The 22437-nt window shown below is 41.1% G+C and carries 18 protein-coding genes; 4 read left to right on the forward strand and 14 right to left on the reverse strand.

The genetic code is table 11. From position 1 onward, the window contains the following. Nucleotides 1-60: 60 nt before the first annotated feature. The gene (locus BQ5364_RS10335; RefSeq protein WP_071144257.1) at nt 61-837 is read right to left on the reverse strand and encodes a shikimate kinase; all 777 of its coding nucleotides are present in this window, start codon (nt 835-837) and stop codon (nt 61-63) included. Nucleotides 838-1026: 189 nt separating this feature from the next. On the opposite strand from BQ5364_RS10335, the gene aroB reads away from it, so the two are divergent. The 4 genes from aroB to aroA are packed head-to-tail and all read left to right on the forward strand — an operon-like array spanning nt 1027 to nt 5456. Beyond that, nucleotides 1027-2016: a 3-dehydroquinate synthase gene (gene aroB, locus BQ5364_RS10340; RefSeq protein ID WP_071144258.1), complete on the forward strand. Its 990-nt coding sequence runs from the start codon at nt 1027-1029 to the stop codon at nt 2014-2016. Between the two features lie 15 nt (nt 2017-2031). Next, nucleotides 2032-3153 carry a chorismate synthase gene (gene aroC, locus BQ5364_RS10345; RefSeq protein WP_071144259.1) on the forward strand — a complete coding sequence of 374 codons (1122 nt, stop codon included), beginning with the start codon at nt 2032-2034 and terminating at the stop codon, nt 3151-3153. A 19-nt stretch (nt 3154-3172) separates the two neighbouring features. Beyond that, nucleotides 3173-4198 (forward strand): 3-deoxy-7-phosphoheptulonate synthase, encoded by a 1026-nt coding sequence (aroF, locus tag BQ5364_RS10350; RefSeq protein WP_022250947.1) that lies wholly within the window; start codon nt 3173-3175, stop codon nt 4196-4198. After that, complete coding sequence (gene aroA / locus BQ5364_RS10355; protein WP_004613836.1) at nt 4188-5456, forward strand: 3-phosphoshikimate 1-carboxyvinyltransferase; 1269 nt, start codon at nt 4188-4190, stop codon at nt 5454-5456. The genes aroF and aroA overlap by 11 nt, the downstream gene beginning before the upstream one ends. Before the next feature lie 35 nt (nt 5457-5491). On the opposite strand, the gene BQ5364_RS10360 is transcribed toward aroA, so the two are convergent. The 13 genes from BQ5364_RS10360 to BQ5364_RS10415 all read right to left on the reverse strand — a co-directional run bounded on the left by BQ5364_RS10360 (nt 5492) and on the right by BQ5364_RS10415 (nt 22422). Beyond that, a complete protein-coding gene (locus BQ5364_RS10360) occupies nt 5492-9112 on the reverse strand; it encodes a LamG-like jellyroll fold domain-containing protein (RefSeq protein WP_235837161.1) in 3621 nt (1206 codons plus the stop codon). Nucleotides 9113-9318: 206 nt separating this feature from the next. Further along, entirely contained in the window at nt 9319-9447 is a 129-nt protein-coding gene (locus BQ5364_RS18455; RefSeq protein ID WP_022250944.1) for a hypothetical protein, read from the reverse strand. A gap of 81 nt (nt 9448-9528) precedes the next feature. Further along, nucleotides 9529-11037 carry a 4Fe-4S dicluster domain-containing protein gene (locus tag BQ5364_RS10365; RefSeq protein WP_004613839.1) on the reverse strand — a complete coding sequence of 503 codons (1509 nt, stop codon included), beginning with the start codon at nt 11035-11037 and terminating at the stop codon, nt 9529-9531. Between the two features lie 52 nt (nt 11038-11089). Continuing rightward, a complete protein-coding gene (locus BQ5364_RS10370) occupies nt 11090-13483 on the reverse strand; it encodes a homocysteine S-methyltransferase family protein (protein ID WP_004613840.1) in 2394 nt (797 codons plus the stop codon). Nucleotide 13484: 1 nt separating this feature from the next. Beyond that, nucleotides 13485-14129, reverse strand: a complete 645-nt coding sequence (locus tag BQ5364_RS10375) for a vitamin B12 dependent-methionine synthase activation domain-containing protein (RefSeq protein ID WP_004613841.1) — start codon at nt 14127-14129, stop codon at nt 13485-13487. An 18-nt stretch (nt 14130-14147) separates the two neighbouring features. Beyond that, a complete protein-coding gene (metF, locus tag BQ5364_RS10380) occupies nt 14148-15014 on the reverse strand; it encodes a methylenetetrahydrofolate reductase [NAD(P)H] (protein WP_004613842.1) in 867 nt (288 codons plus the stop codon). Nucleotides 15015-15043: 29 nt separating this feature from the next. Then, on the reverse strand, nt 15044-16480 hold the full coding sequence (gene glgA / locus BQ5364_RS10385) for a glycogen synthase GlgA (RefSeq protein ID WP_044987726.1): 1437 nt from the start codon (nt 16478-16480) through the stop codon (nt 15044-15046). A gap of 84 nt (nt 16481-16564) precedes the next feature. Next, complete coding sequence (gene spo0A, locus BQ5364_RS10390) at nt 16565-17356, reverse strand: sporulation transcription factor Spo0A (protein WP_022250941.1); 792 nt, start codon at nt 17354-17356, stop codon at nt 16565-16567. A 112-nt stretch (nt 17357-17468) separates the two neighbouring features. Next, nucleotides 17469-18533, reverse strand: a complete 1065-nt coding sequence (gene spoIVB, locus BQ5364_RS10395; protein ID WP_004613845.1) for a SpoIVB peptidase — start codon at nt 18531-18533, stop codon at nt 17469-17471. Nucleotides 18534-18615: 82 nt separating this feature from the next. Then, nucleotides 18616-20292 carry a DNA repair protein RecN gene (gene recN / locus BQ5364_RS10400; protein ID WP_071144261.1) on the reverse strand — a complete coding sequence of 559 codons (1677 nt, stop codon included), beginning with the start codon at nt 20290-20292 and terminating at the stop codon, nt 18616-18618. A 37-nt stretch (nt 20293-20329) separates the two neighbouring features. Further along, nucleotides 20330-20779 carry an arginine repressor gene (gene argR, locus BQ5364_RS10405; RefSeq protein WP_004613847.1) on the reverse strand — a complete coding sequence of 150 codons (450 nt, stop codon included), beginning with the start codon at nt 20777-20779 and terminating at the stop codon, nt 20330-20332. Between the two features lie 4 nt (nt 20780-20783). Further along, the gene (locus BQ5364_RS10410) at nt 20784-21596 is read right to left on the reverse strand and encodes an NAD(+)/NADH kinase (protein WP_004613848.1); all 813 of its coding nucleotides are present in this window, start codon (nt 21594-21596) and stop codon (nt 20784-20786) included. A gap of 16 nt (nt 21597-21612) precedes the next feature. Continuing rightward, nucleotides 21613-22422 carry a TlyA family RNA methyltransferase gene (locus tag BQ5364_RS10415; RefSeq protein WP_071144262.1) on the reverse strand — a complete coding sequence of 270 codons (810 nt, stop codon included), beginning with the start codon at nt 22420-22422 and terminating at the stop codon, nt 21613-21615. Between the last annotated feature and the right edge of the window lie 15 nt (nt 22423-22437).

Genomic DNA, 22437 nt, shown 5'->3' on the forward strand with positions numbered 1-22437 from the left:
AAAAAGAAAAGCGATACCTACCCTCTCGGGCAGATATCGCTTTTCTTTTAACAACTGTCACTAAGCTTCTTTCAGTTTTGCAATCATCTCCTCACAGATCTGCAATACACTCTTGTTGTCCGTATGTATGATCACATCAGCCGCTGTCTCATATTTCTGTCTTCGCTGCTCCATCATATTCGCAATAAACTCCACATTTTTATTGCCATTTAAAAGCGGACGATCGTCGCTGTCTTTCACGCGATTTAAAATTGTCTCTGGAGCTGCCGTCAAAAGAACAACCTTTCCATTTTTCTTCATCTCTTTTACATTCTGCTCACGAAGTGCAGCACCTCCACCACAGGAAACAATCGTATTTTTCGTTGCCTGCATCTCAATCAAAAGATTTGTCTCTAAATTGCGGAAATACTCTTCCCCATAAGTTGCAAAAATATCCGGAATACTCATATCCTCCCGCTCTGCAATCAATTGATCCATCTCAACCACATGCATGGCAAATACATCTTTTAAATACTGTGATACCGTACTTTTTCCGGCCCCCATAAACCCAATCAGGATAATGTTGTAAGAGAATAATTTTTGCGCCTGAATCCGCTTACTGTTTCTTACAATACAGTGGAACACATCTTCGATCTCTTTTTCATAACGATTGTCCTGCAGTTTTTCTTTAATCTGGCGCTGCTGTTTCTTCTCCTGCTGTGGTTGTAAAATTGGAATCCCATACTCCTCTTTATACGCCATAATTTTTTCTATAATAGAATTACGCTCTACCAAAGCATCAATGATTCTGTCGTCGCATTCTGCTAACTGTTCTCTGTATAATTCTAAATCATTCATATTCTTTCCCCCTTTAAAGTGCAAAAGTTTCTCAAATGCTATTTTATGCTTTTTTCTGTATAAATGCAAGAAGAAATATGAATATTCTAAAAATTTCTTGTTTACATCACGTGCAAATAGGTGTAATATATATGCATCATGAATTTAAAGTGATAAAGTGTTTAATATTAATATAAGGAGACAGCTACCATGAAAATTCACGTAACATGCAGTAAAGATTATGATATCTATCTTGAAAAAGGGCTTTTGGAACAGCTTCATGATTATATCGACTGTCAGCGGAAAATATTTATCATATCTGATGACAATGTACCGGAATGTTATCAGCAGACGGTATCAAAACAATTTCCCAATTCCTATCTTCACATTGTAAAACATGGAGAAGGTGCAAAAAGTTTTGCAGTACTGGAAGATTGTTTAACACAAATGCTGCGGCGAAACTTTTCTCGCAAAGATCTGGTTATCGCCCTCGGCGGCGGTGTCATCGGAGATCTTGCCGGCTTCGTGGCAGCCAGTTATATGAGAGGAATCGATTTTATAAATATACCGACCACGACATTATCTCAGATAGACTCCAGCATCGGTGGAAAGGTTGCAATCAATTTAGATGGGATCAAAAACTGTGTCGGTGCATTCTATCAGCCAGAGATGGTCCTCATTGATCCCCTTGTATTGAATACTTTGCCAAAAAGACATTTTTATAATGGTCTTGTGGAGGCAATCAAGGCAGGATTGATTCAGGATAAAGAACTGTTTGAACTATTTGAGCAGGAAGAACTTGATATTGAGCAGATTATTTACCGTTCACTGCTTGTCAAAAAGTATGTTGTAGAGCAGGATGAGACAGAACAGGGTTTGCGAAAGATTTTAAACTTTGGTCACACGATTGGTCATGCATATGAAAGCTATTATCACCTTCGCGACTATTACCACGGAGAATGTGTGGCACTCGGTATGATGGCAATTCTCAAGAATCCTGAGATTAAAGAAAGACTCTCCAAAATACTGGAACGCCTTCAGATTGAGACAACCTGTGATGCCGAGAAAGACAAAGTTTTTACTTATCTTGGCAAAGACAAAAAAGCTGACCATGACCGGATTACGATTGTAAAAGTAGAACAAATCGGTCATGCAGAATTGGAAGATATTCCAATCACAGATTTAAGAACTTATTTATAAAAGGATTTGATTACTATGAAGAATACATTTGGAAATAACATTACTGTTACGATTTTCGGGGAATCCCACGGTCCTGCCATCGGCGCAGTTATTGACGGGATGCCTCCCGGAATCAAAATTGATTCCGGCTTTATCAAAAAACAGCTGGACAAGCGGAAACCAAAGGGAAAGATTTCTACAGCACGTGTCGAGAGTGACCGGGTTCAAATTATAAGCGGCGTCTTTGAAGACTATTCCTGCGGAACACCGATCTGCCTTCTGATTCAAAATCAGAACCAGCACTCTAAAGATTACAACAAAACAAAAGCGCTCGCCCGCCCATCTCATGCAGACTACAGTGGAGATTGCAAATACCTCGGATTTCAGGATTACCGCGGAGGAGGACATTTCTCCGGAAGGCTGACGACACCGCTTGTCGCGGTCGGCGCCATCTGCCTTGATATGCTTGCAAGCAAGGGTATTTATGTTGCCTCCCATTTAAAAAGCATTAAGGATATCGAAGATGTTTCTTTTTCTTCCGATGAAGAACTGCTGAAACAACAGATGGACAAAGTCAACGACGAATATTTTGCAACGATTGATGATGCCGTCAAAGAACCGATGAATCGAGTGATTGAAGATGCCTTTCACAGTCTGGACTCTGTCGGCGGCACGATTGAGACGGCAATTATCAATATGCCTGCCGGCGTAGGTGAACCGTATTTTGACTCCGTTGAGAGTATTCTCTCCCACGCACTCTATTCTGTAGGTGCCGTAAAGGGAGTTCAATTTGGAACCGGATTCCCAATCAGCCGGATGTACGGCTCAGAGGCGAATGACAGCTTCCGCATGAAAGATGGGAAAGTCATCACTTCAACTAACCACAATGGCGGTATCAACGGCGGTATTACGAACGGAATGCCAATTATCATCACAACGGCAATCAAACCAACGCCTTCTATTTATCAAAAGCAGGATACCATCAATTTCCGTGAACGTTCCGATGAGGAGATCTGTATCGAGGGAAGACATGATCCTTGTATCGCTCACCGTGCGCGTGTAGTCATCGACAGCGTGGTAGCAATTGGACTGGTCGATCTTCTTCTGACCAGATACGGACAACTCTATTTCCAGAGCGAACCAAAAGAAAATTTTTAATAGAAAGTAGGGAAAGACAATGATTATTACACTGAAAAAAAACACACCAAATCAAGAAGTAGACCACTTAATTCAGCAATTTGAATCACAAAACCTGAAAGTAAGCCTGATTACCGGAGAAAATTACAATGTATTTGGTTTGGTCGGCGACACTGCACAATTAGATGAAAGAAGAATCCTTGCAAATGAATGGGTAGAAAATGTACAGAGAATCGCTGCTCCATATAAGATGGCAAACAGAATGTTTCATCATGAAGATTCTATTATTGATGTGGGCGGCATCAAAGTCGGCGGACAGGAACCGATTGTCATCATCGGTGGACCATGCTCTGTGGAAGGCAGAGAAATGATGGAAGAAATTGCAGTCGATGTCAAAAACGCCGGTGGCTCTATGCTCCGCGGCGGCGCTTACAAACCCAGAACATCTCCTTATGCTTTTCAGGGAATGGGATATGACGGAATCATGTGCATGGTAAATGCCCGCAGCAAAACCGGACTTCCGATTGTCTCTGAGCTTATGAGCGCAGACAAAATCGAAGAATTTGAAGAACACGTAGATCTGGTTCAGATTGGCGCACGCAATATGCAAAACTTTGATCTGTTAAAAGCAGTTGGTAAAATGACAAAACCAATCTTATTAAAACGCGGTTTGAGTGCAACAATCGAAGAATGGATCATGTCAGCAGAATACATTATGGCAAGCGGAAACCCAAATGTCATCTTCTGCGAACGTGGTATCCGTACTTTTGAAAAATATACGAGAAATACTTTGGATTTGAGTGTGATTCCTATTCTGAAAGAAAAAACTCACCTTCCGGTGATCATCGATCCATCCCACGCAACCGGAGACTGGAAACTTGTAGAATCTATGTCTCTTGCCGCAATCGCAGCAGGCGCCGACGGTCTTATCATCGAAGTACACAATAATCCAGAATGTGCATGGAGCGACGGCATGCAGTCTCTAAAACCAGAGAAATTCAAGAATGTAATTGAGAAAGCCAAGCTGGTTGCCCAGTCTGTAGGAAGAAGTGTCTATGAGGGCTAGAATCACCCCTGCAAAGATAGACTCAGGAAATATCACTATTCCGCCGAGCAAGTCTTTGGCGCACCGTGCAATTATCTGCGCCTGCCTTGCTCCTGGCAGAAGTGTAATCTCCAACATTGATTATAGCGTAGATATTCGGGCAACCATAGAGGGCATGCGCCATCTTGGTGCCAGTATCAAAGAAGACAAAGATACGCTTTTCATCGACGGCATTGAGACATTCCAATATGATGGAGACGTTGTAAATTGCCATGAATCCGGCTCCACACTTCGCTTCTTCCTTCCGCTCTTCTCTCTAACCGGAAAGAGAGCAACTTTTTCAGGGAGCAAACGTCTCATCGAACGCCCGCAAAACGTCTACGAGATGTTATTTCAAGAACAGGGGATTGACTTTGTACGGACATATCCCAATATTATAATCGACGGGAGACTAAAACCGGGAGAGCTGACTTTAAAAGGAAATGTTTCTTCGCAATTTATAACAGGACTTTTATTTGCCCTCCCACTTTTGGAAGCAGACTCAAAAATTCATATTGAGCCGCCATTTGAATCTCGCTCTTATGTTGATCTTACTATCCAAATGTTGAAACGTTTCCAAATTATTGTGGAATACGAAGATGCATACACATTAGCGATCAAAGGAAACCAACAGTACCAGCCGACAGATGTACTTGTAGAAGGAGACTACTCTCAGCTTGTATTCTGGGCATCTCTCGGCGTTTTGAACCATTCTGTCGAGACACATGGATTAGATTTACATTCCCTGCAGGGTGACAAAAAAACAATCGACATCTTCCAAAGCATGAACGCCGGCATTAAAGTTTTAGATGACGGATATCAGTTCTGTCCTGGCACATTAAATGGCACAGTCATCGACCTCAATGACTGTCCGGACCTCGGACCGATGCTTTTTGCACTTGCAACACAGGCAAATGGAAAAACGACTTTCCAAAATGCCGGAAGACTCCGCATCAAAGAATCTGATCGGATAGAGGCAATGGAAACAGAACTCAAAAAACTTGGCTGCTCCATCTCTTCTACCTTTGGCACAGTCACAATAACCGGTCCTGTCAAACTTCAAGGAAATGTAACACTTCACGGACACAACGATCACCGGATTGTAATGGCTCTTTCTATACTTGCCACAATTGCTGACGAACCAATAACAATTGATGACGCACAGGCAATCAGCAAAAGTTATCCGGGATTTTTTAAAGATTTAGCTTCCTGTGGAATCTTTATAGAATTTGCAAATTAAAAACGGAGAAGATTTTTCATCTTCTCCGCCTTTTTTTATGAATTTCTTCTTCTCTTCTTATCTGCGATTAAAATAGTACCGCCTGATACAACTACCAACATGATCATCAATAAAATCATTGTTCCGTCTCCTGTTGTAACACTATTGTTAGGTTTGTTATCAGGAGTTGGCTGCACGTTGGCTTTCTTTTTCAAATTATCAATTGCCTTTTGGATTGCTTCAGCCATCTTATCTACTTCTGCCTGTTTTGTAATATCCAAATCACGTACAACTGCTTCTTTTGCTTCTTCTAATTTTGCCACAGATTCTTTTGTGTAAATGCTTAAGTCTTTTGGAATATTTCCAAGTGCTGCATCTACTTTGCTGTAATCTGCTTTTTTCAGCTGAAGAGCTTCGATTGCATTCTGGATCGCTTCTGCCATCTTGTCTACTTCTGCCTGTTTTGTAATATCCAAATCACGTACAACCGCATCTTTCGCTGCATTTAAGTTTGCTACAGACTCTTCTGTGTAAACGCTTAAGTCTTTTGGAATATTTCCAAGTGCTGCATCTACTTTACTGTAATCTGCTTTTTTCAACTGAAGAGCTTTGATTGCATTCTGGATCGCTTCTGCCATCTTGTCTACTTCTGCCTGTTTTGTGATATCTAAATCACGTATAACTGCTTCTTTTGCTGCATTTAAGTTTGCTACAGACTCTTCTGTGTAAATACTTAAGTCGCTTGGAATTGCTGAAATTGCCGCATCTACTTTACTGTAATCTGCCTTTTCCACTACCTGTTCTTCAGTTAAAATCTTAACAATAGCAAAAGAATGTTTTTTCAAGTTGATAATCTGTCCTTTTGGCATCTTTGTTTTCTCTGTCTGAACAGTTACTTTATTTGGTGTTTCTAATGTATTTTCATCTGTAATCGCTTCAGACTCTAATCTCTGAATTTCAATATCACGTCCACTTACATCTACACCTTTTACATCTAACATTATCTTTTGATCTTTTTCACGATCTACATTCACAAGCGCAACATACATATTTCCCTTTTTATCCACACTTGCAAGTGAAGATAATGTTTTCACGCCATTACTCATCGTTGATTCTTTCTCGAATGTCGCTTCCACAACATTTTCTCCAAATCCTGCATTTAACATCTGAAATACATGTGCAGAAGGCGTTGAGAAAAATGCAAAGTTTCCTTCGCCTGTTTTTGTATCTGCTCCTTCCTGAGGCACAACCTGTATCACAGCCTGCTGTGTAGGCCCCAAAGAGTCTGCTCCTGAGCTGTACCAGTCAGATAAACAGTGTTTCTGAATATACGGGCTTCCAAGTTTTACATATTCTGTAATTACTTTTGCAATGTAGAGTGCATGTGTCTGAGAACGAACTTGAGATTCTGTATTTCTAAAAATACCATACTCGCTGATGACCGGAACTTTTCCTTCCGGCAATTGTTCTACATATTCTCTCACTTTCTGAATCCCAACATTCTCCGCTTTCTTCATTGCATCATCATAAAATGTATCTGCATTCGTTCCGCCGCTCACACTTCCTGAATACGGATGAATGGTCATGCCATCATACCATTTATTTGCATCAAGATCACTCATTCGTTTAATAAATCCGCTTGATTCAAAACTCGTGTATACATTTGCTTCGTAATTTGTCTTCTCTATTTCATTGATTTTCTCTGTTGTCTGCTTAATTGCTTTTGATACATCAATAAATCCTTCTCTGTCTACTGTGTAAGTTGCATAAATATTTTTTCCTTTTTCTGGAATCATGCCATGTATCCCATCACCAAAAGTAATGCTTCCTGTACTATAGTCAACTACACAATGTTTGTCAGTTGCTTTTGAGTTTTCAAAATCAGATACCACTGTCCATTCGTCTAACTTTCCATCTGTACCAACATACACTTTTACACCATCATTAACTGCTTTATAACTTGGATCTTCTACAATTTTTCCATCAACCAGTTTTCCTGGATTTTGGTTCGCATAGCGCAAATAACGCACTAAGTTCGGCTTTCCATCACTCTGCGATGCCTTCTTATTCCAGTCTTCTTCTGCTACAGCATATTTCTGTACGAATTTTGCCTGTCCACCTTCTGTGTATGCTTTCTCTGCACCAGCGTCACCATCCACATATGTTGTCCAATAGCCTTGAGAAGCTGTACCATCAGAACCTCCCCATGCCTGTTGCATCTCATTTCCGATTTCAAAATATCTTACATGATAAGGCTCTTTATGTCCGTTATCCGCACGAACTTGTGCCCAATCAATTCCGCCATTTGGATTCGTTCCAACTTTTGCATTCAGAAATTCCACCAAATCTGCTGCGTCTTGTGCATTTCCACGTCCAAGGCTATACACATACACGATTTCTGAATCTACCTGATCTGCAAAATCTGCAATTTCTTTAATTCCAAAATTAGGCTCAATACCTCCTTGTCCATCATTATTATAGAAACCATGAATTTGTTTTTTTCTATCCTTTTTATCTCCCAATGTTGTCTTCCAGTTAAACAAATTAGAAATCGTTCCTCCCGGATAGCGTATAGAACCAAATCCTGCTTTTTCATACAACGCTGTGAAATCATCTTTCATCTTCATCTCTTTTGAATCAAATGTGCCATATCCATTGAATGCATAGCGATGATTAATTCCGAAAATAGAATCCGGTTCGATTGTTTGTATTGTTTTCTCGGTATCTATCGATAGTTTTACTGGAACTTCTGCTTCATACTCTGCAATTGCTTTTTCAAGAGCCGTATACGCTGCTTTCATTTCATCTAAAGTCGTAGCATCCTCTGCTTTTTTGAGTGCTTCTTTTAATTGTTTTGCTTTTTCATTATCTTCCGGAAGTTTCTGATTCTCTATAACCTCTTTTCCTTCTTTAACCAGTTTTTTCAATTCCTGATTGTACAACTCAGTAGCTTTATCTTCGTAGATTGCTTTCGCCTCATCTGCTGTCAATGCCTTTTCATACACATAAAATTCATCTACATCTCCGCGCATTGGGTGTGGATCTGTATTTCCGGCTGTCTTATGAGCTCCAAGACGAAGAGATAATTTTTTATTTACTTTTGAAGTTCCCATATTTTTTGTGCTGTCCAATTCTCCATTGATATAATAGGTTACTTCATTTTTTGCCTGGTCAAACACTACCGTAACATGCTGCCAGTCACCTTTTTGAACCGCCTTGTTACTAGCCACATTCTGTGCATTAATATAAGTATTATATTGTCCACTTGCCTGCAATGTAAGCAACGAACGTCCATCGTCTTCATGTTGAAGCAATACTGCTGACTTATCAGCTCCATCTCCTGTAATTTTTGTGTCGTAACGATACCACATAGAGAATGAAGTCGCATCCTTACCGGTATTGATATAATTTTCCAGTTTCAAATATTTGTCTGTTCCGCCTCCAAATCTTAAAACATTTCCGAATACCGGATTTTTGCTGTCGACAATACTAATACCATTTAATGTAGCTGTCGTCTTTTCACCCTGATCGCTTTGTAATGAATCAAAATTCCAATGATCTTTCATGTCGGTCTTCCAACTCGGCTCTTCTGCCGCCCGCACTGGATCGATAACAGATGCCAGCATCACGGCGGACATGATCGAGCATAACGCCATTTTTAATGTTTTCTTTTTCATTTTCCCCATCCTTTTTGTTTATTTTTACAATATGTATATTGACACTTTATCATTGTTTTGTTTTTTTTGCAACATTAATCGGTTTAATCTTTTCAATTCTTAGTTTAAAATACGATATTTTTCCGATACTAATTGATTGAACATTGTATCAACCTTTCTTTTCAGAACAAAAATGAGGTAAGATTCTTCATCTTACCCCACTACTTCTAGGCATTCGCCTCTTTATCATCTTTTCGTTTTCGCAAATAACGTCCAAGCTTAATTCCGCCAAACGCAAATGCACCGACAATCACCATCTTTATAATCGTTTGAACAAATGCTGCAAAAAATCCCATATACATACCTCCGCACACATATTCTTTTATCTTAGCTTATAGTACATCATATCATAGAATTTATGTATCGTAAAGGTAGCATTATTTTAATTCAATCTCTTCTAATTCTTTTGGCGGCAGCATCTTTGAAGAATGTGCCACAAAATCCTTCAATTCTTTCTGTGCTTTTTGAATCGGGATATTCGTTCCGGCTCCGGCAATACAACCTCCCGGGCATCCCATCCCCTCAATCAGGCATCCATTTTTCTTTCCAATCTTCGCAAGTGTCAGCATCTTCTTACATTCCGCAAGACCTTCCGCATGCTCAATCTTCACTTCCACATCCGGATAATATTCATTGACACATTTTTCGATGGCATTCGCAACACCGCCTGCCGCAGCATATCCACGCCCTGCACCGGTTGCGTCATGGAACGATGACTCAGCCTCATATTCTGTCAGATCGATCTCTCTGGCATCAAACATTGCCTGTAATTCTTCAAACGTAATGACAAAATCTACATCACTTCTCACAGTTCTTCTGGAAGCTTCCAGCTTTTTCGATGCACATGGTCCGATAAATACCACTTTTGCATTCGGATGCTCTAATTTGATTGTTCTTGCTGTTGCAACCATCGGTGTCAATTCCTGTGATACCTGATCTGCAAGATCCGGAAAATATTTTTTAGCAAGCATTGACCATGCCGGGCAACAAGAAGTCAGTAAAAACGGAAGTTCTCCTGTAACTACTTTTTCTACATAATGATGTGCCTCCGCAATCGCGCCGATATCTGCACCCAACGCCACCTCATACACTTCCGCGAATCCAAGTTCCTGCAGTGCAGCCTTGATATGTCTCGGTGTAATATTCGGTCCGAACTGTCCTACAAATGCAGGTGCGATCTCAGCTATAATCTCCCCACCTTCTTTCAACGCTCTTCCAAGCTGAAAGATCTGGGATTTGTCCGAAATTGCTCCAAACGGACAGCTTACCATACACATTCCGCAAGATACACATTTATCATTGTCAATATGAGCTCTTCCCATCTTATCCGAACCAATCGCATTCACCCCGCATGCTTTCGCACATGGACGCTCTTTTTTTGAAATTGCATCATATGGACAGACAGATTTGCATTTCCCACACTTAATACATTTTTCCTGATCAATGTAGGAACGTCCCTTTTTCATGGAAATAGCTCCCACCGGACAGACTTCGCGGCAAGGATGTGCCACACAGCCTTTACACATGTCACTCACTTCATATCCCTTTTCCTCGCATGCCGCACAGGCAGATGGGATAACCTGCATAAGCGGTGGCTCATAATATTTTTCTGAAATATTACTTTCTTCAATCCCAGCTGTCAGATGTACCGGCTTATCCTCCGGGCGAAGTGACATTCCCATCGCAAGGCGCATACGCTCCCTTACAATTGCACGCGAACGGTAAATACTCTCTCTGTATTTCTCCGTATCCTCATTAATCAGTTCATAAGGAACAGCCTCAATATCGTCGATCAGCGTCTCCGGAGTCGATTCAAATGCCAGCTTTGCTACCTTTGTGAACACTTGTCTTCTGATTCTTCTAATTGGTGTTTCCAATCCTCTCATGGCTTTTTCTCCTTTATCTCTGTAAAATGCATTCTCTATTTATCATAGAAACCTATCTGTGATTTGTCAATATTTTTTGTGCGTAATAGACGGATTGCATTGCATCTTTTCCATAGAAATCCGCTCCGATCATATCCGCATATTCCTGATTCAAAACAGCTCCGCCGACCATAACTTTACAATCCGGCGCTTTTTCTCTAAGCTGTCTGATCGTCTCTTCCATGCTTACGACAGTAGTCGTCATCAGAGCACTTAACCCTACAAGCTTCACCTCTTTTTCAAGCACCGTCTCAACAATACATTCTGGCGCCACATCTTTTCCCAGATCGATTACTTCAAAACTGTAATTTTCTAAAAGTACTTTCACAATATTCTTTCCGATATCGTGAATATCCCCTTTCACGGTTGCAAGAATGACTTTTTCTTTCTCTTTTTCCTCTCCGCCGTTCTTTTCAAGCTCCTCTTTTAAGACCGCAAAAGAACTTTTTGCCGCATCTGCACTCATCAGTAGCTGAGGAAGAAATACAGTTCCCTTTTCAAAACCTTTTCCGACCGTGTCAAGCGCCGGAATCAGATAGGTATTAATGATCTCAAGCGGTTCCTTTGTTTTTACAAGTGCAACCGTTGTCTGGTATGCATCTTCTTTCAATCCTTTTTCAATAGCTGTCTTCAGATCAATTTGCTGCCCTGCCGGCACTGTTGTTTTCGCCGGTTCCTGATTGCCGTAATGTGCAATATAGTTCTCGCAGTTTGTGTCATAATTCATCAGTGCACAGTAGGAATGATACGAGCGCATCATATCCTCTGAAGACGGATTGATAATCCCCGCCGTCAATCCATTTTGCATTGCCATAGTATAGAAATTCGCATTGATGACCGGACGACTTGGAAGTCCAAAAGAGATATTAGACACACCAAGAGCAGTCCGGACTCCATATGTATCCCGTACCATTTTCAACGCTTCCAATGTTGTCTTTGCTCCGTTTGGCTCTGAGCTGATTGTCATGGTAAGCACATCAATGACAATATCCTTTTTGTCAATACCATATTTTTTTGCTTCCTCGATAATCTTGCCTGCAACCTCAAGACGCCCTTTTGCTGTCTTTGGAATCCCATTTTCATCCAGCGTAAGTCCAATAACAACTCCACCATACTTTTGAATCAACGGGAAAACTGCATTCATGGATTCCTGTTTTCCGCTGACTGAATTTACCATTGGCTTTCCATTGTAAATACGCATCGCCTGCTCCATTGCCTCTGTGTCGACTGTGTCAATCTGAAGAGGGAGACTTGTCACACTTTGAAGTTCTCTGACCACCTCTTTCATCATTACAACCTCATCGATATCCGGAAGTCCCACATTCACATCTAAAATATGTGCCCCCTTATCCTGCTGTGTAATTCCTTCTTTTAAAATATAGTCCAGGTTATGTTCCTTTAAAGCCTGCTTAAACTTACTCTTTCCTGTCGGATTGATACGCTCTCCAATAATAACAGGCATATCTCCAAGTTCCACTGCTTTTCCATAGGAGGAGACAATCGTGTGATTCTTGAAGGTTGGCTTTGTCATCTCCAAGTCTTTACAAGCTGAAATCATCGCGCGGATATGCTTTGGAGTTGTACCACAGCATCCGCCGATCACACAGGCACCTGCTTTTACAATCTCCTGGAGCTGTTTGGCAAAAACATCCGGTGTGACATCATAGTAGGTCTGTCCGTCTCTTTGCTTTGGAAGTCCCGCATTCGGCTTTACAATGATTGGCAGTGAAGTATATTGCGCAATCTGCTGCAAAATAGGGAGCATCTGTTTTGGTCCCATTCCACAGTTAATCCCAAGTGCATCCACTCTGAGACCTTCCAAAAGCGCCACTACAGACGGCACATCTCCTCCTGTCAGAAGTTTTCCTTTGTCATCAAATATCATCGTTGCAAATACAGGGAGATTTGTGTTTTCTTTTGCTGCAAGGACTGCCGCTTTCACCTCGTAAGTATCACTCATTGTCTCGATATGAATCAAATCTGCCCCTGCTTTCTCCCCATACTGCACAACTTCTTTGAATGCTTCATAGGCGTCTTCAAAAGACAGGTCTCCCAAAGGTTTTAACAATTTTCCAGTCGGTCCGATATCCAAAGCAACATAATAGTCTCGCCCATCTCTGATCCCCGCCTTTGCTCCAAATCTGACATTTTCAACTGCCGCATCAATGATAGCCTTTAAGGAACAATTTTCGTCATGAAACTTCAATGCGTTCGCTCCAAATGTGTTCGTAAGCACAATATCACTTCCAGCCTCAAAATATGACTGATGAATTTTTCGTATCGTTTCTTTTCGCTCTATATTCCAGGTCTCAGGGAGTTCGCCAGGCTGAAGTCCTTCTGCCTGCAACAGCGTCCCCATCCCTCCGTCAAAAAATAAGAGCTCTTTTCCTAATCTTTCCAGTAACATATTAACTCCTTCTGTATATACAATCTAATTTCTGACATTCTTCGCAGCCTTTGATATGGCATGGCTCCTGTGTGCTGCTGATCCCAATCACAGCCGTCACAGACTTTGTCGGGGTAAGCATATAACTCTCTGTCATCGTCAGTCCTATCGTCTTTGCAGCATCAAGCATGCGTAAGATATCATCCTGATGTAAAATGGAGTAATCTCCATACCCCGGACTGAATCTTGGGCGAAGATATAACTGCTCCTTGCGCAGACTTTCGGCAATTTCATTTTGTGCCTTATCACAATATTCCTCCAGCATCGCAGCTGCACACGCCTGCAGAACAACTGCCTTCGCCATATCCGTCAGACTGTATCGTTTCATAAGCACATCCACACCGGTCCCGAGTGTCGCTCCAAATACGACTGCCTGAGAACAGCCCTTCAAGTTCTTATATAGATTTTTACTTTTAATTTTCATTTTTCCTATGCTAAGCTCATTCGTATCCGGAAAAGTAGTTTCAAAAATGCGATAGGTGAATTTTGCATTTACGATGTGTTCCAATTCTTTGAAAGAATCTTCCACCAGCTGTAATGTTCGTTCATCTATCGCATGTCTTCCATATCCAAGATACCGAACGGCTTCTCTCGTTCGTATATCCATAATACCCTCTAATTTCGTTTATTTGATAATCTCTGATAAGTTTGTCATGATTGCAGCTGCAATTTCCGGCTTATTCATAGAATAAATATGAATATTCTGAATACCATTTGCAATCAGATCGATAATCTGATCTGTCGCATAGGCAATTCCCGCCTGCTGCATCGCTTTTGGATCATCTCCGAACCGGTCTACTATGGCACGAAATCTTTCAGGAAGGATTGTTCCCGAAAGTTCACAGATACGAGCGATCTGCTTTCCATTCGTGACAGGCATAATTCCTGGAAGAACAGGAACTGTGATTCCTTTCTCTCGAATCCGGTACAGGAAATTGTATAAAATCGAATTGTCAAAAAACATCTGTGTCGTCAGAAAATCTACGCCGACATCCACTTTTTCTTTCAAGTGCGCAATATCCTCTGATTTGTGCTCGCTCTCCACATGTCCTTCCGGATAACATGCTGCCCCGATACAAAAATCTCCCTGTGATTTGATATCTGCAATCAGCTCACTTGCATATTTATAGTGGTTGGGAATCGGAAAAGCTCCATCTTTTGGGATATCTCCGCGAAGTGCCAGTATATTTTGAATTCCCTGTTCCTTTAACTGCTCAATGACTTGTCTTACTTCTTCTTTTGTGGAAGAAGCGCAAGTCAGATGCGCAAGACTTGCCACCCCAAGATCATTCTGGATATGAGATGCAATCTTGACTGTATTCTTGCTTGTCCCGCCGCCGGCTCCATAAGTCACACTGATAAAGGAAGGCTTTAAAGCCGCAATCTCTTCTGTTGCTTCCAATACTTTTCCGTATCCGGCATCTGTTTTTGGGGGAAATACTTCAAACGAAATATTCACTCTGTTTTCTGATAATCTGTCTTTAATTTTCATGTCCAATCTCCTCCGGTCTCTTCTTTTGTCTATAAAGTGTTGTATAAATCCTCATATTGTTTTGCAGAATTTTTCCATGAGAAATCTTTCTGCATCGCCCGCTCTGCAATCTTATTCCAGTCGCGTTTTTTATCGTAATAAATCTGCTCTGCATACCGCACAGTATGCATCATCTCATGCGCATTATAATTGCAGAAACTGAATCCTGTTCCCGTCTTTTCATATTCATTATAAGCTTCAACTGTATCCTTTAATCCTCCGGTCTCTCTCACGATCGGAACTGTTCCATATCGAAGGCTCATCAGCTGACTAAGTCCACAAGGCTCAAATAAGGACGGCATTAAAAATGCATCACAGGCAGCGTAAATCATATGAGACATTGGTTCGGAATAATAAATCTGAGCCGATACTTTTCCCGGATATTTCCATGCGAAATGCCGGAACATGTTCTCATATCTCTCCTCACCGGTTCCAAGTACAACGATCTGAATCTCGTCCTGACACAATTCGTCTAACACATATGCGATCAGGTCAAATCCTTTCTGGTCAGTCAATCTGGAGACAATACCGATCATCATCTTCTTTGCATCAACTTCCAGCCCAAGCTGCTCTTGAAGTGCAAGTTTATTTTTCACCTTTTCTTTTCTAAAGTTCTCTACTGTATAATTTCTTGCAATATGGATATCCGTGCCAGGATTATATTCTTCATAGTCAATACCATTGACAATTCCGGACAGACTGTTACTTCTTGCATTCATAAGTCCGTCCAGTTTTTCTCCGTAAAATGGTGTCTTAATCTCTTCGGCATAAGAATTGCTCACTGTCGTCACGCGGTCTGCATATACAATACCTCCCTTCAACAGATTTGCATCTTTATATGCCTCCATCTTGTCCGGCACAAAATAATAATCCGGAAGCCCTGTAATCTCTTTTACTTTATCGGTTCCCCACACGCCTTGGAATTTCAGATTATGTATCGTCATAACAGTCTTAATCCCCCGATAAAATTCTCCACCATAACGGAAATTGTCAAGATATACCGGAATCAACCCAGTCTGCCAGTCATGGCAGTGAATGATATCTGGTCTGAAATCTATCAACGGTAAGATGCTGAGCACTGCCTTTGAGAAGAACGCAAATTTTTCAATGTCCCAAAGCATATCACCATAAGGCTTGAACCCCGCAAAATATTCCTCATTATCTACAAAATAGAATGTCACTCCGTCCAATTCAAGCTCCAGAACACCTACATAACGGCTCTGCCAGTAAAAATCCATGTAAAAATGTGTCTTGTACTGCAACTGATTCTTCCATTCTTCTTTTATACACATGTATTTTGGCAGTATTACTCTGACATCATACTGTTCTTTGTCAAAATTTTTGGGCAAGGATCCGACAACATCGGCTAACCCACCGGTTTTAATAAACGGCACTGATTCTGAAGCGGCAAATAATATTTTTTTCATGACCTTCCCTCCACTCATTTTTATAGCACTTTCTTTCTATTATACCGAGTGCAGCCCAAAGGGTCAATAAAAACTCCTGTATATTTATGCGTGCTTTTTTTCTAATCGGATTGTATCGGATACCAAAGCGATAAATTCTGAGTTCGTCGGCTTTCCTTTTCCATTGCTGACAGTATATCCAAACAAGTCATCTAAAATATCTAGTTTTCCTCTGCTCCAAGCCACCTCAATCGCATGTCGAATTGCACGTTCTACTCTGCTTGATGTTGTACGATATTTCTTCGCCACTGTCGGATACAGTATTTTCGTGATCGCGTTCAGTACATCCATATCTTCCACAGCCATCATAATCGCATCACGCAAATAGTGATATCCTTTGATATGTGCCGGTATTCCGATTTCATGAATCATATTTGTCACACGACTCTCCAAACTTTCTTCGTCAATCTCTCTTCTGCATTCGGAAATATTTCCCACGGGCGTCTTTTCATATTGTATTTCTCTGTGTGTATGTTTGATTCTGTTTAATACCATTTCATTGTTAAACGGTTTCATGATGTAGTAGCTTGCCCCTCTTTTAAAGGCGTCTTCTGTAATTCGTTCCTGTCCAATTGCTGTTATGATAATAAAATCTGGCATTTTTTTTAAGTTTCTATCCTCCTGTACAAGTTCCATGACACTTAAACCGTCCATTTTCGGCATGATCAGATCTAATAATACGACATCCGGCTCCTTATTTTTTATGATATGATACATATCTTCTCCATTATCAGCCTTTCCGACAAGTGTCAATTCCTCGTCATTATTTACAATTTCCTCCAAAATGTTCAAAATCCGCTCATTATCATCAGCAATTGCCACGTTTAACCGTCCCACTTTATTGTCCTCCTACACTCTTAATCTCTGTTTTCAATCACAAATCCTATTATATCTTCCGTCATTTTGGCGTGCAAGCGAATGTCGTCGTAATATTTCGACATTTCTCTTTCTATTCTATATTTTTCAACATATTCTCTATAAATATTCCGTATCCTTTTGTCGCATCTTGTACAAACACGTGAGTTACTGCTCCGACAAGTTTTCCGTTCTGTATGATTGGGCTGCCACTCATTCCCTGAACAATTCCCCCAGTCAGATCCAACAATTCAGGGTCTGTGACTTCCAGCACAATTCCCTTGTTCACTTCCTTACAAAATAAGTCTACTTTTGTAATTTTTATCTGATAATCTCTCACAGTTCCATCCACCGCACAGCGAATAAAGGCATCCCCTGTCTGTATCTCTTCTTTCTTTCCAATTGTCATCGGTGTCTGTTCGGCAAACAGAGCGTCAATCTTATCTACGGTTCCATAAATTCCCGCCTCTGTGTTTTTTGCAATTTTCCCTAATATATTATAGCGGTTATAGACGATAATCCCTTCCATGCCGCCCGGATTTCCACTTTCTCCCTTTTGAATATCTTTTATACTCGTCTCGTATAATGTGCCATCCGTAATATCGAGCAGCTCATTTGTATCCACATCATGAATTCCGTGTCCCAATGCTCCAAATTCGCTGTTCCCAGTCAAAAATGTGATGGTGCCAAGTCCCTGCGCGTTATCTCTTACCCAAATTCCGAGCTTATATTCTTTTTCAGTCACTTTTACCGGTTTCATCTTTACCTCAATTACTTCCTCTTTTCTTCGCACTTTCAGTATCACTTCCTCAGATGTAAGATTCTTTATTTCCTCCAGCAATTCTTTTTTATTTGCAACCGGCTTTTCATTGATACCAACAATGTAATCCCCTGCCTTTACCAGATGTTTGGCCGGTTCATAATTCAATCCGTCAAGCCCTTCAAGCGCTTCTGTTCCAAGAACCATTACACCATCTGTCTCCATATAAATGCCAATGGGCATTCCACCCGGTATCAACAGATCACCGGATGCCGCTTTTGCGCTGACTTCTTCCTTAGAATACATCTGTTTTGCATTCCGTATACTAAATCCGCCTCCCACAAACAGGCCAAACAACAATACCATTATTAAAAATCTTCTATACCAGCGTTTTTTCATATCACATGTCCTCCTGCTAAAAAAACAGATGCAAAATGCATCTGTTTTAGTATGTGATATTCTCTTTTTTTTCACTCTGGTATTATTTTGTACGTTCTGCCAATTCTTTCATCTCAGCTGCACTTTGCATAACAGTATCTGTAATCTTTGCACCTCCAAGAATTCTGGCGAGCTCTTCAATTTCCTGTTCTTTACTTAATCGGAAAATTTTACTTTTTGTGACACCATCCTCCACCTGCTTTTCAATCGCGTAATGTGCATCTGCCATCGCTGCAATCTGCGCAAGATGGGTAATGCAAATCACCTGATGATTTCGTCCGATAAAAGACATCTTTTCAGAAACCTTCTGAGCGGTTCTTCCGCTGATTCCCACATCAATCTCATCAAAGATCAATGTCTCTATCTGGTCTTTCTCAGCCATCACACTTTTAATTGCGAGCATGATTCTTGACAGCTCTCCTCCCGATGCAACATCGCCGAGCGCTCTCACCGGTTCTCCGGGATTCATGGAAATCATAAATTCAACTTCATCTGTCCCCTGAACTGTATAAGTCCCAAGCTCACGAAACACAATTTCAAACTGCGTATCTAAAAAATTCAGATCTCGAAGCCCTTTTCGAATCGCTTCTGCAAGCTTTACGGATTCTTCTTTCCGCAGTAAAGACAACTGGTTAGAATAGTGTTTTACTTCTGCTTCGGTCTCTTCCACTTTTTTTTGTAACTGCGCCAGATACGCATCATAATCCTGCAGTTTTAATAGCCTTTCCTCTTTTTTATCACAATATTCTAAAATCTCTTCAATAGAATTTCCATATTTTGCCTTCAAACGATTGATCTCATTCAATCGTGTCTCCACTTCAAAAAACGTCTCTTCCGAAAAATCAAAGGACATTTTGTAGTCTGACAATTCTCGGTTAAAATCATTCAAAAGACTATCTATCTCCGCAAGCTGCTGAAACATATCCTGTGCCTGCTCATCGCAGCCTGCCGCCTCCTGCATACAACGAAGCGCCCTGCTGATTGCCTCGCTTGCCGTCTCTGAGTTCGTTCCACCGGTGTACTCATATGCCTCTTCCAAATTTCCCACGATTTTCTTTCCATTCGTCATCCGGCGATATGTTTCCTCCAGTGTCTCATCCTCCTGTCTTGAAAGCTTCGCCTGTCTGATCTCCTGAATTTCAAACTCTAAGAACCCGATCTCCTTATTGCGTTCCTTTTCATCTGTCAACGCCTCTTCAAGCTCTTCTTTCTGCTCTTTGTAAATCAAATAAGCCTTTGCAAGCTTTTCTTTCACCTGCTTAATGTTCTCTTTTGCAAATGCATCTAAAATTGTCAGATGATTTTTTTTATAGAGCAGGGACTGGTGCTCATGCTGTCCATGAATATCGATTAAAATCGACGCTGCTTCTTTTAAAAGCGCAATCGGAACCGTCTCGCCATTGATCTTACTGATACTTCTCTTACTCATAAGTTTTCTGCTAAGAACAACGACTCCATCTTCCGGGAAAATATCTTTTCTTTTCAGCGCCTCCTCCTGTGTCTTATTTTCCACAAAAAATGTTAGTTCCACATATCCATATTCTGCACCCTTTCGTATGATATCAGCGGAATATTTTCCTCCCAATGCAAGATTGACAGAACCAAGAATAATTGATTTCCCGGCGCCTGTCTCCCCTGTCAAAATATTCAGCCCCTTTGTAAATTCCACTTCAATCTCATCAATCAATGCAAGATTTTTCACATACAAATTATGTAACATATTCTTTCTCCCAGACTCTCTTTTGACACATCTTGTCTTACATTACAATTTTTCTGATTTTGTCCATCACGTTCACTGTATCATCTGTCGTCCGTATTGCACACATAATCGTGTCATCTCCTGCAATACAACCGACTACTTCATTCCAATTCATCGCGTCAATTGCCGCCGCCACTGCCATTGCCATGCCGGAAACAGTTTTGATCACCAGTATATTTTGAGCCATGTCCATGGAAACATATCCGTCCTTTAAAACCCTCATATATTTCTCGCTCATCGCCGTTTCAGGTGTCTTCAAAATCGTATATTTCTGTCTTCCGCCCTCAGTTGGAACCTTTGTCAGCTTCAGGTCTCTGATATCTCTGGAAACTGTTGCCTGTGTCACCTGAAATCCTTCCTGATTCAAGCGCTCTGCCAGCTCCTCCTGTGTCTCTATATTATGCTTATTGATGAGCTCAACTACTTTTGCATGTCTTTTTCCCTTCATTTTTTCAGCTTCCTTTCATCTTTTTCCTCAACGTCTCTAAAAAGCTTATTTTGCTCAGCTTAAAAAGTTTCGTGGTATCTTCCGCCCTTCTTATGACAATCTGATCCCCTGTATATATTTCAATTGTTTGTTCTCCATCAAACGAAACTGCTGCAATCTCTGTCCGGTTATCTCTTCCTTTTCCAATCTCCACAACAATCTCATCCTCAGCCGACAGCACAATACTTCTTGTATTTAAGGCGTGAGAGCAGATTGGTGTCACAACAATCATAGATGCGGTAGGCTCTACAATCGGACCACCGGCAGACAAATTATATCCGGTCGAGCCGGTTGGGGTAGAAATAATCACTCCATCCGCCTGATATGAATTCAAAAGTTCTCCATTCACGTAAATATTAAAATGAATGATCCGAAGAGCTCCTGCTCTTCCCACAACAATATCATTGAGTGCTACATCTTCCTGACCTTTATTCAGAACTCCTTTGAGCATCATTCTTGCCTCAATCTCCGGAGTCTCTTCAAAAAGCTGCTCCAGTGCCTGCTCAATATTTTGCACTTCCACTTCCGTCAAATACCCAAGCGTTCCCAAATTAATCCCAAGAAGCGGTGCTTTGCAGGTACGCAATTCTCTTGCAGCACGAATTAAAGTTCCATCGCCGCCAAGTACCAGGACGCATTCCGTATCCTTTGGCACACTCTTACCATCTGACGCTACAATACACTGTCTGCCATGCTGTTCGATATATCGTTGAATCCGATGTGTTGTCACAAGCTCCCTGTCTTTGCTTTGGTTTGTAATGATATAAAACTTATCCATCTTCTATCCTCTATTTTTATTTTGCCAATGTGGAAAAGGCATTCTCCACAATCTGCTTCCAGTCAATCTCCACGTGTTCGATTCTATCTGTCTGTTCTGTTTTCTGCAAATGCACAAGATATTCGATATTTCCTTCCGGACCTTTGATTGGAGAAAAGTCAAGATTTAGCACTGAAAATCCGATAGACAGTGCATAGGACAGCACCATCTCAATCACTTCATAGTGCGTACTTTTTTCACGTACTACACCCTTCTTTCCTACCTTTTCTCTTCCAGCCTCAAACTGCGGCTTGATCAGTGCCACGATCTGACCATCCTCTTTCAAATAATTCCGAATCGGAAGCAATACCTTTGTAAGTGAAATAAAGGAGACATCAATCGAAGAAAAATCAATTTCTTCTCCCAGATCCTCCGGTGTCACATAACGGATATTTGTCTTCTCCATGCAGATAACACGATCATCCTGTCTTAATTTCCACGCAAGCTGTCCTTTTCCGACATCAATGGCAAACACTTTTCTTGCCCCGTTTTGCAGCATACAGTCTGTAAAACCACCAGTCGAAGCGCCCACGTCCGTGCAGACTTTCCCTTCCAGACAGACGTCAAAATTGGCAACTGCCTTTTCAAGCTTCAAGCCTCCACGGCTGACATACGGAAGCGTATGCCCTTTAATCTCAATCTGCACTTCATCCGAAAATGTTGTCCCTGCTTTATCCTCTCTTTGTCCTTCCACAAACACATTACCGGACATAATGATCGCCTTTGCCTTTTCTCTGGACTCTGCTAAATTCCTTTTTACCAGTAATACATCTAATCGTTCTTTCATATACTCTCCTAAATC

The sequence above is a fragment of the Coprococcus phoceensis genome (genome assembly GCF_900104635.1).
In the GTDB taxonomy this organism is placed as follows: Bacteria; Bacillota; Clostridia; order Lachnospirales; family Lachnospiraceae; genus Faecalimonas; species Faecalimonas phoceensis.

What these genes read in the sequence shown, in the direction of transcription:
- metF (WP_004613842.1), bottom strand. Translation starts at nt 15,014, where the DNA reads ATGAAAATTAAAGACAGATTATCAGAAAACAGAGTGAATATTTCGTTT.
- BQ5364_RS10365 (WP_004613839.1), bottom strand. Translation starts at nt 11,037, where the DNA reads ATGAGAGGATTGGAAACACCAATTAGAAGAATCAGAAGACAAGTGTTC.
- BQ5364_RS10415 (WP_071144262.1), bottom strand. Translation starts at nt 22,422, where the DNA reads ATGAAAGAACGATTAGATGTATTACTGGTAAAAAGGAATTTAGCAGAG.
- argR (WP_004613847.1), bottom strand. Translation starts at nt 20,779, where the DNA reads ATGAAGGGAAAAAGACATGCAAAAGTAGTTGAGCTCATCAATAAGCAT.
- recN (WP_071144261.1), bottom strand. Translation starts at nt 20,292, where the DNA reads ATGTTACATAATTTGTATGTGAAAAATCTTGCATTGATTGATGAGATT.
- BQ5364_RS10335 (WP_071144257.1), bottom strand. Translation starts at nt 837, where the DNA reads ATGAATGATTTAGAATTATACAGAGAACAGTTAGCAGAATGCGACGAC.
- BQ5364_RS10375 (WP_004613841.1), bottom strand. Translation starts at nt 14,129, where the DNA reads ATGGATATACGAACGAGAGAAGCCGTTCGGTATCTTGGATATGGAAGA.
- aroC (WP_071144259.1), top strand. Translation starts at nt 2,032, where the DNA reads ATGAAGAATACATTTGGAAATAACATTACTGTTACGATTTTCGGGGAA.
- aroF (WP_022250947.1), top strand. Translation starts at nt 3,173, where the DNA reads ATGATTATTACACTGAAAAAAAACACACCAAATCAAGAAGTAGACCAC.
- spoIVB (WP_004613845.1), bottom strand. Translation starts at nt 18,533, where the DNA reads ATGAAAAAACGCTGGTATAGAAGATTTTTAATAATGGTATTGTTGTTT.
- BQ5364_RS10370 (WP_004613840.1), bottom strand. Translation starts at nt 13,483, where the DNA reads ATGTTACTGGAAAGATTAGGAAAAGAGCTCTTATTTTTTGACGGAGGG.
- aroA (WP_004613836.1), top strand. Translation starts at nt 4,188, where the DNA reads ATGAGGGCTAGAATCACCCCTGCAAAGATAGACTCAGGAAATATCACT.
- BQ5364_RS10410 (WP_004613848.1), bottom strand. Translation starts at nt 21,596, where the DNA reads ATGGATAAGTTTTATATCATTACAAACCAAAGCAAAGACAGGGAGCTT.
- aroB (WP_071144258.1), top strand. Translation starts at nt 1,027, where the DNA reads ATGAAAATTCACGTAACATGCAGTAAAGATTATGATATCTATCTTGAA.
- glgA (WP_044987726.1), bottom strand. Translation starts at nt 16,480, where the DNA reads ATGAAAAAAATATTATTTGCCGCTTCAGAATCAGTGCCGTTTATTAAA.
- BQ5364_RS18455 (WP_022250944.1), bottom strand. Translation starts at nt 9,447, where the DNA reads ATGGGATTTTTTGCAGCATTTGTTCAAACGATTATAAAGATGGTGATT.
- BQ5364_RS10360 (WP_235837161.1), bottom strand. Translation starts at nt 9,112, where the DNA reads ATGAAAAAGAAAACATTAAAAATGGCGTTATGCTCGATCATGTCCGCC.